Genomic DNA, 11,216 nt, shown 5'->3' on the forward strand with positions numbered 1-11,216 from the left:
CTGACCAGGCATCGTCGTACACTTGATCGCATCGCCGAGGAACTGCGCCGCCATGAGACACTCGATAGCGAGCAGCTACGTGCCATTCTCGCAGAGACCGGCGCCACGCCGGCTCCTGATCAGCCGGCCCCGCTAGGCACACCCCAGGTGATTGCTCCGCCGGAGCCGACTTCAGCGCCAGCCCCTCCAGAGGTCGGCACAAGTCGCAATGAGCCGGAGCCGCCCGCTGTTGCGCCTGGCAATGGTATGCATCCCTCCTGAGAAGGCTACCATTCTCTTTCCCTTCATCAACCTGAAACGATAGGCGTACGCAGAGCAGCCTGTCCGCTCGGCGCTCACCTTCCACTCAGAGCTTAGGAGCACCAGGAGTAGGAGCCGGGCAGCGCAGCGGGCCTGGCTCTTCTTAAGTCAGCTTGCTTATTAAGCCGGTTCGCTGGCTGCCCTGGTAATACACCGTCTATGCAGCGGAGGCGCGTCCTCAGTCTGTGGTCAGTTCGACTGGCCACTGCCCGGGCAATGGTCTCCCTTTTGCTCAGCGTTTACTCCTCCAGCTCTCCCGTAAAGAACTGGCGCAACCCTGGATAGTCGCGCATCAGCGTATCGACAAAGGCTTCTGGCAGCGGTAAAAAGATGCCCTGTGCCTCGGCCAGAGGTGTGCTTTCATCGCTGGCCAGCGTCAGTACCCCTTGAGCCTGTAACATGGTACGCCGCTCTTTGAGAAGCCAGGCTCGCACCCGTAACAGCGGTCCGTAAGGGACATAACGTCGATAGCGTACTTCCAGTTTGCCCGTCATCGTCCACTGCGGCTGCTGAGCCAAGAGCGAGGCTCGTCCTAGGGTTTCGTCCAGCACAGCAGCCACAATGCCTCCGTGGATGACGCCGGGAAAACCCTGGTGTTCTTCACGTGGCAGAAAATCGGTGACGATGCTTTGGCCCTCGCGACGAAAAACTAGCTGTAGGCCGTAGGGATTGCGCTTGCCACAGACAAAACAGCGCTGATAGTCAGTGTCATCGTTGAGCTTCATAGAACGAGTAGAGGGCGTCCTTCCGTGGAGAATTCCACCGGCCGAGTCAGAACGAGCAGTGTTCTCTCGCCCGGCGCGCCAAGAGACGGTCAAGCAAGCAAGTAAGAGACATAAGCCAAGCAAGCGCCTGGTCCTCTCTCTGCTATTGACCGGCTTGGGCTGAGTGTATCACAGCCCGCCGAGTGGTGGCAAGCAGCCATCAGCCGGTGTGGCTGGCAGAAGGCTCAGGTGCAGCCTGAATCAGAGCCGGGGCGACCCAGGCTGATCCTCTGGGACAAGTCCCTACCAGGTGAGGAAGCGGGAGGCAAGGCAGGCCTGACGCCTGATCCTGAGTCAGGGGCATTGCCCAGTCTACTGCTATTCGCTAGCCGGCCACGGGCCCGCAGCCGGAGATAGAGGAGCAGCCAGAGGCTCAGCCAGATTCCCCCAAGGAGGTAGCCGCCGAGGACATCGCTGGCCCAGTGGTCGCCAAGATAGATGCGCGATGGGCCTACCATGACGATGAAAAAGCCCGCCACGAGCAAGAGAAGGAGACGCCACCAGCTCCAGCCCCGGAAGAGCATCAGAGCGTAGGAGAAGAGCAAGCCCCAGTAAGCCACGTAGGCCATGACATGGCCACTGGGGAAGCTGGCTCCGTGAGCCGCCTGTAATACCTCGACCAGCGTGGACGAAGGACGTGGACGCGCTACCAGTATCTTCACTGTGCGATTGAGCGCTTCACTGCTCAGACAGTTGCCAAGCAGCATGAGTGCCTCCAGGCGCAGGCGAACCAGCCAGAGGAGCAGGGCCGTGACCAGTACCAGCCCAGATGCAAGCCAGGGCACGCTACCAATGAAGCTGATGGCGAACATGAGAGCGCGCAGCCAGGGACTCTGTTCCTCCTGAAACTCGCGCGTGATCGCAACATCAATGGCCAGCACTGGATGTGTGTGAACCCACCAGGCGAGCAGCCCAAAGAGAGAAAGCAGGAGGGCATAGAGGATCAGTAAGATCTTACCACGCCGGCGTGCCTGATACCAGGGAAGACGCTGCGCTTGAATCTCTTGCTGTATTTCCTCTAACGGCTGTTCTGCCTCGCCTTTTCTGACTGGCTGACCTGCTCCTTTGGATTGCCTGCTGCGAGCAGAGCGCTTCGCCATCTTCTTCTCTATCGCTTCCTCCCTCTGGCTGAGATTGCCGAAAACACGGACAAGCGCATTCTTGTTGTATTATATCTGATGGGATCTGTCGACGCTGAGCTGGTGAGCTTTGCTCCGGCAGGAAGACGGGAAGGAGAGCAGTAGCACGATGGCAACCTTCGAGGTGCGCCCCGCACGCCCAGAAGACCGTGAGACGGTGCTGGCTTTTTGTGCCCATACCTGGGAGTGGGGGGATTATATCGCCGAGGCCTGGGACGGCTGGCTAGCGGATCAGCAAGGACGACTCTTCGTGGCTACCAGCAACGGGCAGGCTGTCGGTCTACTCCATCTGCGCATGCTCAATGAGTATGAGGCCTGGCTAGAGGGCCTGCGCGTTGATCCGGCTTATCGCCGTCAGGGCGTTGCTTCTGCCTTGCATCAGGTGGCGCTGACTGAGGCGATGCGCCTGGGCGCCAGAACTGTGCGCCTGCTGACGGAGATGGTGAATAGGGCCGCTATTGCGCTGGCCAGAAAAAGTCGGATGCACGAGGTTGGCAGTTTTATCCCTTATCAGGCTCCGCCTCTGCTGGAACTGCCGCGGCGCCTGGCAGCTCTTCCCAGACCTGAGCCAGCACGGGCTGAGGATCTGGAGGAGATCATCGATTATCTCAATGTCTCTAATATCTTCCCTTTGACTGGCGGCCTCTACTACTCGGGTTTCATTGCTTACAGCATTAGCGACCGCCTGCTGAAGGCTAAGATTGAGGCGGGTGAGGTCTATCTCTTGCGACGCTGGGAGCGCCTTGATGGGCTGATGCTGACCGAGCAACGTGAGGGACGCCACGGTAAGTATCTGTTCATTGGCTATATTGATGGCACAAACGCCGACACCATCGGCCAGCTCGCCTATGTTCTGCGCCATTTGGCCGCTCAGCGCAACCTGGAGATGGTACGCGCTCATGTCCCCGACCTGCTGATGGTCCGCGATACCTTCGCAGGTGCCGAATATCAGGCTGTCGACGCCCCCTACATCACATTTGAGCGCATCTTGAGCTAACCTGGCCCAGCGTCTTAGCCTCCCTTCCACTTAGCCTGACTTAGTCTACCCATAGCCCCACCCCCAGAGCAGGCCTTTTACCCCCAGATAAAGACCGCTTGCACATGCGGTTCTCTTCTCGTTCTGTAGCGGAGTGAAGGACAGCGCAGGACACGACCCGAGCCTGCTCGCCGACAGAGAGAGGTAATGGTCTCAGGCGTCCCAGGTCACCGAGAATCCATCGACACAGGAAGGACGGCAGGGTAGCAGCGTGGGCTGGATGTCAGCTTGCTTGAGGCCCGCTCCCGTCCGCTGCTCCGCCGTCCTATCCTTTTGTCTCAAGAAAGCAGCTTGAAGTCGACTAGTGCTGCAGTGGCTTCATTACCGCGCGAGGATTCTTCAGTGCGCGATAGCGCAACAACCAGCAGCCATAGTGCATACCGCCGCCGACGGCTGGCAAGGCCAGCCATTGCCCATCCTTTAGCTGGTCATGATAGATCAGCTCAGCCATTGCCGTAGCGATGCTCGCATTCGAGAGGTTACCGTAATAGCGGAAATTATCGACCAGCTTTTCCATTGTTGAAGGGGGCCAGCCGTAGTCATGGATCAGGAGTTCGCCGAGGCGGCGTGTGATCCGCGAGTTTGCCTGATGGGGAATAATATAGGAGACCTCATCATGACTGAGGCCGGCGTGGCGCACACAGGCATCGACTGCCTCCGCCATAGCGCGTGGGGCTTCTCGGAAAACCTCCTTGCCGTTCATCTTCGTGTAGCCCACCAGATTCTGAGAGAGGAGCTGCGCCAGCTCCTTGCCTTTCCCCTCACGATAGAGCTGAAGAATCTTCATATCGACCTCAGCCATCTCAATGGAGTCCTTGCGCAGCGGTGTCTGGTAGAACAGAGCCGGTGCCTGGCTGGCATCATAGCCACAGATAGCATAGGTTTCATCCCCCTCCTCGCCGCGCTCCAGCAGGAAGGCTGCCGCTCCTTCACCGAAAAGCGAACTGGTCTTCCAATCGAGAATGTGCATAATATTAGGCAGCAGGCCCTCTGCTGTCACCAGCAAAGCCAGGCGCGCCGTACTACAGGAGAGCGCCTCAGCACAAACCTGAAAGGCTTCAGTCTGCGAGGCGCAGGCGCCTCGTAACATGGTTGCGCGAATGGGCTTGAGGCCGAGACGATGCTGTACCTGGCCAGCGATAGTTGGAAAAGCATCGTTATCGGAGGAGGAGGCCCCAATGATCATATCGATTTCGGAGGCCGAGCGTCCGGCGCTTTCGAGCGCACGCTGTGCCGCAATGACTGCCATATCAACCAAGGATTCATCGCGGGGAGCATCGGGGCTGTCTATTAGGCCGGGTGCTTCTTCACCGGCCATCCTGCGACAGAGTTCCAGTGTGCTCGCACGCACATGGCGCGTAATAAGGCCCGTTACCCGCTCCAAATCTTCCGCCTTGCGTGGATCACCCAGGCGCGTCGAAATATAGGCAAAAAAATCATTGGTGATGATTCCAGCAGGTGCATAGGTGCCCAGGCCAATCAGACGTATTCTGGCGCGGGTATAGATCTCAGGCACAATATAGGTGTAGTGTGGCCATGATCCATCTGTAGGGAAGGATGTCATTGCTTGATGAACTCCTCAATGAGGTTCCATAATCAGGCATAAGACCGATTATTCCAAGTATACCATATTGTGGCCGCTCCCGTCGTTGGTGCCGGCCTCTCGAGATAGCCGTGTCAGGCGAAGCGGAGGCAGCGAGTGGGTCCCTCCCACAGCTTCCGCTTGACCTGGGTGATAGGATAGAACCGGCAGCTATCGCGCTAACAGAGGAGAGAGACATATGACAGCTATTTCGCCCGGGCCGGAGGCCCCCGCCCGGACAGCCCAGAAGCTTCGCCAGGTGCATACGATCACCGACCGCTTTGGTATGGTCAATACCTACCTGATCGACGACGGTGGCCTGGTGGTCGTTGACCCTCGCTCCTCTTTAAACGGGCAGTTGATCCTGCATTACGTTGAACGCTTTCTGAAACGCTCACCAGGTGATATCGATCTGATCGTCCTGACCAGCCTGGAGACCAACCAGAGTGGGGGCATCGAGACGCTGCGCCAGCGCTGCACAGCTCCGGTTGCTGCGCTCTCTCGGACACGAGACCGTGCCTCCACTGCAGGCGATAAGGGCCGCGGACGCCAAGGCTCTCACATCGGTGAGCGGTTTCCGCTCGATGCCTTGTTTTCCCTCGCCAGCTCTCATTGGCGCCAGATAAACATCTGGCTGCAAGACGTAGGTGGCCTACCACGCCATGAAGACTGGCGCGTGATCGCTACGAGCGGCGCGACACGTGGCCATTTTTGCCTCTATAATCCCTTCTCTTGTGAACTGATCGGCGGTGCTGCTATTAGTACCACAGAAGGAGGCTTGCCTCTTCTCCATGCCAGCGGCGACCCGCGTGCCCAACAGGAGACGCTGCGCCTGCTCCGTGATCTCCAGATTTATTATCTCTACCCTGGTCAGGGCAAGCCCTTGCTCGCCCACAATGCCGCTGCGCAGATCCGCCTAGATTGGTAGCGCGGGACAACAACTGACGAGGCCGCTGATCAGGCGATCACCAAGCGAAGCCGGCCGGCTGGATTTGCTGGCGGAGCGGACAGCCAGATTCTAGACTCAATGTCCCTGGGGCCAGAACGGCTGCCCCTGCGGCTGTAGCGGCGCTTGAGCAGGAGAAAAGAGCGCTCTGTCCGCTGCCGAGGCGGCGGAGGTCGAGCGTGTAGCCGGCGGTTGCTGCGCGGCGACTAACGGTCTATATTGAAGGAGGATCGCCCCCAGTTGCAGGAGATCGCCACTTTCTAGCAGCCGTGGCTCACTTAGCGGCTCTCCATTCACCAGTGTCGCGCCGTCGCTTAAGTCCTGCACGTAGAGACTATCAGAGCGCACCAGGAAGAGGGCATGACGCGGAGCCAATGAGGGGTCTGGAATACAGACCTCACAGGCCGGATCGCAGCCGATCATCAAAGCCGGTCCGCTACAGACGAAACTGCGGCCTACAAGCGCGCCGTTGCAGATGAGCAGCAAGTGCGTCACTGCCTGCAACGCCGGTAGAGCCTCTGAAGGAGCAGTGACCGTCGCCGGAGCTTGAGGCAGCGGTGTAACGCCGGTAGCGTTCTCCAGCTCTGCCCTGGACCTAGTCTCTGAAGGCGCTTCCCAGGAGGAGATTAGCGGAGGCGGAGTCATTGGCGGAGCCGTCTCGCTCTTGCGCAGACGCACAGGTCGCAGGGGGTGAGGATGACGCAGCAAAGGATCATCCTCCACGGGTGCCGCCATGCGCGTTGGCGTGGCCAGCTCAAAGAGGAAACGCAGCGAACCGATCTCCAGCACATCACCCGAGTGCAAAGGGGCCGAACCAGAGACGCGCTGGCCATTAACAAAAACCCCATTCAGGCTATTGCAGTCCGTCACATAGACCTGGCCATTGTCCCAGATCAGTTCAGCGTGATAGCGCGAGGCCAGATCATCGTCTAGCCAGATATCGTTTTCCTCACCACGCCCCAGACGTACAAAGGCACGCGTCAGAGCCAGACGCTGGCCTTGCAGACGGCCATTGCGATGCTCCAGCCATCCCCAAGGCGTATCGGCATTGAAGACGAACGGGGCCGTCACTCCTGGCGGGTGTGGCGGGTAAGAGAGCGAGAGCGAAGCCGATTGAGGGGTCCTGGCACCGTGGGACAAAGCGCGCGTTCTGTCAGGCCCGACGGCAGCCGGCGCGGCGAATAGCCCATATCCCAGGCCCGCACTCAGCGGCAGACACCAGCCGCATAGGGCCACATAGGCCAACATGGCTGCCACCTCAGCTTGAGGCAACACAGGCTGTAAGGGATAAAATCGCAAATAAAGCCAGATAATGGCAGGCGCTATCAAAAGAGCAGAAAGCCCCTCTACCAGCAGGGCACCGGCGAGCTGGCGTTTCGATCCACGGTGGCTGAGCGCTGTATAAATGACCTCTCCGGCCATTGTGAGCAAGCAGCAGAGGAGGCCACCGTAGCAGCCGAAGCTAAACCAGTCAGGAAAAGCAATGCTACTCGTAGCACTCCCTCCTCACGCGTGAGTCATCGCTAGAGCATCGGCTCAACGCCAGCGTGGCGAGCGTCAGAGATCAGAATCCTGTCTATGACAGCACCCTGTTTCTCCTCCTTCGCATAGAGGGCATCGCTGGCAATATTAACGGCATCGCCTGTCAGAGGCGCGCTCAACTCACTGGCATCCCAATACCCAAAGCCCTGACCATCGGGGGAGAGCGCCACCCCGAGCAATGTTCGATCGGGCAGCACCACAATGACCGCATGGAGGCCAATGCTTTCCACTGCCGAGGCCAGCAGTAGCGTCACCTCGATATCGGAGCCGCCGCCCTGCTGGAGCACCTCGGAAGGGAGGCGAATCGACTGGACGGCAGAGGCCGTACTGTCTGGTCCGGCATAGGGGACGCCCTGTCGCTGGCAATGCAGGCCGTACTCCAGTCGGAGAGCATCGAAGAGAGCATCAACCTGGTCAAGCACCTGGCGCAGAATGGTCCCGGTGTAGCCCGTCATTGCCAGCGGAGCCGGCGGCGGCTGCTGAGGAAGATAGGCCACTGCGCGGGACACCAGCCTTTCAACCGCAGGAGCAGTCGGCGTGACCCAGGCCGCAATGCGCAGCCGATTGGACGCCGACCAGGCCATTAGATGGCGCGAATGGAGTCGCAGGGAAATCGTATTAGTGTAATAGTGCACGCCTTGCAAGTCGGCCACTATCACCCGTAGCTGAGCCAGGCGATCACTGGTCAATGTTCGCAGAACCCCATCCAGCAACGGAGGGACAAAACCTGCGCTCTGCATCTTCCCGACGGCGGTCACCGTTCGCATCTCCGTCTGCGAAAAGCCCACGATTGTAACACTGATGCGCAGCGGTTGCGGGCCAGCCGTACTGCTAAAGAGCACCTCCACAACGGAGCTTCCTGTCTGCAGGTAAGAGGGATAAAAGGCGACAAATAACTCCTGGGGAGCCTGGACACAAATACGTATCGGAAGCTGACCCCCACAGTGCTGGCGATCTGCCAGGCTCGCCTGCTGATAGCGAGCATAGCTCTGCAGGCCTCCCCAGACATAGCCCAGCCCCAAGCCTAGCAGCCCACTGATTGCCAGCAACAGCAGCATGATTTTTCTAGCCATTGCCTTTTTTCTTTCCCCTTGCTTGCTCTGCATCAGGAGAATGTGGTGTGGGATAGGGGCATTATATCAGAGTGTGTCATGGCCGACAAAGAGCATAGGACTTGTGGGGGAAAGCGTGGAGCCAGCTACTCGTGCCTGGCAATTGCCAGCAGGGCTCTCACCATGAGGAGAGGGCAGCGTGGAACTGCCAGGCACGAATGAGCAGGAGAACCCCAAAGACAATAGCGTAGAGGCCGATTAGCCAGACCAGAGCCAGTAAGCCAGCGGCAGGACTCAGAGCGAGGACAATCCCCAGTAGGATTGAGACAATGCCTCCTACTATGAGTGTCCACTCCAGTCCTAGAGCGCGCCTGAAGCTGACAGCCGCTCCGATTTCGATCACGCCTGTGAGAATGGCCCAGGCGGCGATCAGCGCCAGTAGCACCAGGGCAGTAATGCCGGGCCAGAAGAAGGCTACCAGGCCAGCCAGAATACCGGCTAATCCTTCAATTAGGAGAATCCACCAGTGACCCACAACGTTGCGTTCCTGCACGGCCACGGCTACGGCCACCAGGCCATCAACGAGGGCATAGGCCCCAAAGAGGTAAATGAGCACCAGAAGAGTGAGATGAGGCCAGATCAAGGCTGCCAAGCCAAAGAGGATAGCCGCCACTCCACGCACCGCCAGTATCCACCAGGCATGGCGTGAGATCTGATAACCGGTCATCATGCTGAGCATACTCCTTTCTCTAGAAGATACCCCGGCTCTGCCTTCTCTCCACGACGCCAGGGATTTCGATCATTCCGCTGCTTTCCACTAAGAATAACAACAGCAGAGGCGATTATGCATCCGTTCACTGTGATACACGCAGCAAGCGCGCCGGGGGAGACAGGCCTCCAGGCCCGACAAGCGCTATCTTCGCAGAGCTGCTGTATGTGAAGCCTCTCTCCTCTCTTGGCTTTCTGGGGGAGCCATTCACAGGTTGGTTGCGCTGAGCGCAGCGGCTGAGGGAAACAGGCGAGAGCAAGCGAGCGCGAGGGGGAGCGGTGGATATTCAGGAGTTGCCCCAGGCGCGCTACTGACTAGTCTGCTCAGGGGGGAAACAGAGGAAAGTCGGTGGAATGGCATCGGCCAGCCAGACCTGATCATTACCTCGATAGAAATGAACACCATGCTCGCTGGCTTCGCGGGCGCGCACTTCAAGCACCACGGGCTGACGTGTGCGGCGTCTGCCAACCTGTCTGGCGGTGGCGATATCCGTGGAGAGATGCACATACTGTCGGCGCATCGGCCTGAGTCCCTCGCGTCGGATAGCGGGCAGCGCTGTCGGCGAGGTTCCGTGATAGAGGATCTGGGGAGGAATGGCCTCCTCTCTCGGTAGGCGGCGCGGCAGCGAGTGACCGTAAAGGGCCCGTATCTTGCCGTCGCGCAGCTCGTAGCGCTGCTTATCGGCTGTGGCCATCATGATCTCTAGATCTTCCTGACGCACCTTACGCCAACCTGGATGCCGCTGACGTAAGGCGGCTAGCAAGGCTGCTACGGGGACCCAGCCCTCTTCATCTAGCTCAAGTCCATAAAGGGCCGGTTGATGGCGCAGCGCGTGTGCGACCGTCCGGCTCAACTTCACATAATCAATAGGCCGCTCTTCAGCTTGTCTCATGCACCAGACAGTCTCTCCTTTCCTGTCCACCGGTCCTGGTCATGGCAGCAGTCAGTCTGCTTATAGCTCACACTATCAGACAGCATATCTTTCAATGTAGATCTGCGTCAAGCCCGCCATATTCTCCCAGGTCTTGATCCTTGGTAGCCTTCTATGGTCTGCCATTCTTCTCCCCTACTACTAGCCGTGTTCCTTTTGATGTATACTTTTCGATGAAAGGGGAGACTAGTAAGCACAGAAGTGGTTCAGATCGAACCGCTTTCTCCGTAGCCAGGAGCCTTTCGGTACCGCAAGCAATCCATTCTGCTTTCCAGGATGAAAGCAGCACACCTCAGAAAGGAATCGCAAGATGTCAAGAGACCGACTTCGCGTTATGTTCCTCCCGGGAGCGCTCTCCAGTTTACTGATCCTCGCCCTCGGTATCTGGGGTCTAGGTTTGGGCCTGGTTATGCCCGCGCTGCGCGGGGAGCCAGCCCACGCCGCTTCACCGGTGACGCTCAGTGTCTCCGGCATGACGGCCACGATCAGCAATGGCATTTTTACGATCAAATTTAACAGTTCTGGGACTGGCTATTCGCTAGTCTGGCAGGGTAAAGAGCTGATCGGTCCAGCCAAGGGGTTCTACAGCTCCATTAATGGCGGCACAGGTTTCAGTCCGACGCAGCTAACCGTCGTGACCAATACCGCCAGCATGGTCGATATCGCCTACATTAGTAGCTGGGGCGAGCTGCATTATGTGGTTCGCAGCGGCGTCAGTGGCCTCTACTCCTACTTTCTGGCGACTGGAATCGGGACTGTCGGCGAGTTCCGCACGCTCTATCGCGTCGATGGCTCGATTTTCCGCACTGGCTACAATGGCGTTGAGACGGCCATCGCTTTCCCTACGCTGAGCCAGATTCAGTCAGCTACTGAGCTTCAGGACTCGACTTATCAGTTGAGCGATGGCACGATCTATACGAAATATGATGCGGCTACCTATCTGATGAGCCAGGATCTGCTGCATGGTGTCTATGGCAACAGCTATGGCGTCTGGCTGATCTCGCCCAGCCATGAATATAACAACGGCGGCCCGCTAAAACAGGATCTAACGGTCCATGTCGATAGCAGTACCGGCGATGCTGTGGTCCTGAATATGCTCATCAGTGCACATTTTGGTACACCACAGGTGACGATCCCTAATGGGAAGCTCTTCGG

General features: G+C 58.5%; 10 protein-coding genes and 1 pseudogene. 4 read left to right on the forward strand and 7 right to left on the reverse strand.

Translation table 11 applies throughout. The annotated features are described in order from the left end of the window. A pseudogene (locus IRZ24_RS10875) lies at window positions 1-261 on the forward strand (hypothetical protein); the annotation flags it as partial. 278 nt (window positions 262-539) lie between these two features. On the opposite strand, the gene IRZ24_RS10880 reads toward IRZ24_RS10875, so the two are convergent. Together IRZ24_RS10880 and IRZ24_RS10885 are read right to left on the reverse strand one after the other, a co-directional pair. Beyond that, complete coding sequence (locus tag IRZ24_RS10880) at window positions 540-1,025, reverse strand: PaaI family thioesterase (protein WP_297163825.1); 486 nt, start codon at window positions 1,023-1,025, stop codon at window positions 540-542. A gap of 224 nt (window positions 1,026-1,249) precedes the next feature. Continuing rightward, window positions 1,250-2,164: a phosphatase PAP2 family protein gene (locus IRZ24_RS10885; RefSeq protein WP_297163828.1), complete on the reverse strand. Its 915-nt coding sequence runs from the start codon at window positions 2,162-2,164 to the stop codon at window positions 1,250-1,252. A 148-nt stretch (window positions 2,165-2,312) separates the two neighbouring features. Between IRZ24_RS10885 and IRZ24_RS10890 the strand changes: the two genes are divergently transcribed. Continuing rightward, window positions 2,313-3,200, forward strand: coding sequence for a GNAT family N-acetyltransferase (locus tag IRZ24_RS10890; RefSeq protein WP_297163831.1), 888 nt, complete (start codon window positions 2,313-2,315; stop codon window positions 3,198-3,200). 340 nt (window positions 3,201-3,540) lie between these two features. Here the strand turns inward: IRZ24_RS10890 and IRZ24_RS10895 are convergent, their stop codons facing one another. After that, window positions 3,541-4,803 carry a 3-oxoacyl-ACP synthase III family protein gene (locus tag IRZ24_RS10895; RefSeq protein WP_297163834.1) on the reverse strand — a complete coding sequence of 421 codons (1,263 nt, stop codon included), beginning with the start codon at window positions 4,801-4,803 and terminating at the stop codon, window positions 3,541-3,543. A 217-nt stretch (window positions 4,804-5,020) separates the two neighbouring features. Between IRZ24_RS10895 and IRZ24_RS10900 the strand changes: the two genes are divergently transcribed. Further along, window positions 5,021-5,749: an MBL fold metallo-hydrolase gene (locus IRZ24_RS10900; protein ID WP_297163837.1), complete on the forward strand. Its 729-nt coding sequence runs from the start codon at window positions 5,021-5,023 to the stop codon at window positions 5,747-5,749. A gap of 96 nt (window positions 5,750-5,845) precedes the next feature. Here the strand turns inward: IRZ24_RS10900 and IRZ24_RS10905 are convergent, their stop codons facing one another. The 4 genes from IRZ24_RS10905 to IRZ24_RS10920 all read right to left on the reverse strand — a co-directional run bounded on the left by IRZ24_RS10905 (window position 5,846) and on the right by IRZ24_RS10920 (window position 10,022). Further along, window positions 5,846-7,096, reverse strand: a complete 1,251-nt coding sequence (locus tag IRZ24_RS10905) for an FHA domain-containing protein (protein WP_297163839.1) — start codon at window positions 7,094-7,096, stop codon at window positions 5,846-5,848. Window positions 7,097-7,290: 194 nt separating this feature from the next. Next, entirely contained in the window at window positions 7,291-8,382 is a 1,092-nt protein-coding gene (locus IRZ24_RS10910) for a hypothetical protein (protein ID WP_297163842.1), read from the reverse strand. Window positions 8,383-8,539: 157 nt separating this feature from the next. Continuing rightward, window positions 8,540-9,091 carry an HdeD family acid-resistance protein gene (locus IRZ24_RS10915; protein WP_297163844.1) on the reverse strand — a complete coding sequence of 184 codons (552 nt, stop codon included), beginning with the start codon at window positions 9,089-9,091 and terminating at the stop codon, window positions 8,540-8,542. 346 nt (window positions 9,092-9,437) lie between these two features. Continuing rightward, window positions 9,438-10,022, reverse strand: coding sequence for an RNA 2'-phosphotransferase (locus IRZ24_RS10920; protein WP_297163847.1), 585 nt, complete (start codon window positions 10,020-10,022; stop codon window positions 9,438-9,440). Between the two features lie 349 nt (window positions 10,023-10,371). Here IRZ24_RS10920 and IRZ24_RS10925 point away from each other — a divergent pair. Further along, a partial coding sequence (locus IRZ24_RS10925; RefSeq protein ID WP_297163850.1) for a rhamnogalacturonan lyase B N-terminal domain-containing protein occupies window positions 10,372-11,216 on the forward strand: 845 nt, incomplete at its 3' end.

It is taken from the genome of Thermogemmatispora sp. (genome assembly GCF_019683755.1).
In the GTDB taxonomy this organism is placed as follows: domain Bacteria; phylum Chloroflexota; class Ktedonobacteria; order Ktedonobacterales; family Ktedonobacteraceae; genus Thermogemmatispora.

Coding starts and splice junctions, on each gene's coding strand:
- IRZ24_RS10880 (WP_297163825.1), bottom strand. CDS start 1,025: ATGAAGCTCAACGATGACACTGACTATCAGCGCTGTTTTGTCTGTGGC.
- IRZ24_RS10885 (WP_297163828.1), bottom strand. CDS start 2,164: ATGGCGAAGCGCTCTGCTCGCAGCAGGCAATCCAAAGGAGCAGGTCAG.
- IRZ24_RS10890 (WP_297163831.1), top strand. CDS start 2,313: ATGGCAACCTTCGAGGTGCGCCCCGCACGCCCAGAAGACCGTGAGACG.
- IRZ24_RS10915 (WP_297163844.1), bottom strand. CDS start 9,091: ATGATGACCGGTTATCAGATCTCACGCCATGCCTGGTGGATACTGGCG.
- IRZ24_RS10895 (WP_297163834.1), bottom strand. CDS start 4,803: ATGACATCCTTCCCTACAGATGGATCATGGCCACACTACACCTATATT.
- IRZ24_RS10910 (WP_297163842.1), bottom strand. CDS start 8,382: ATGGCTAGAAAAATCATGCTGCTGTTGCTGGCAATCAGTGGGCTGCTA.
- IRZ24_RS10920 (WP_297163847.1), bottom strand. CDS start 10,022: ATGAGACAAGCTGAAGAGCGGCCTATTGATTATGTGAAGTTGAGCCGG.
- IRZ24_RS10900 (WP_297163837.1), top strand. CDS start 5,021: ATGACAGCTATTTCGCCCGGGCCGGAGGCCCCCGCCCGGACAGCCCAG.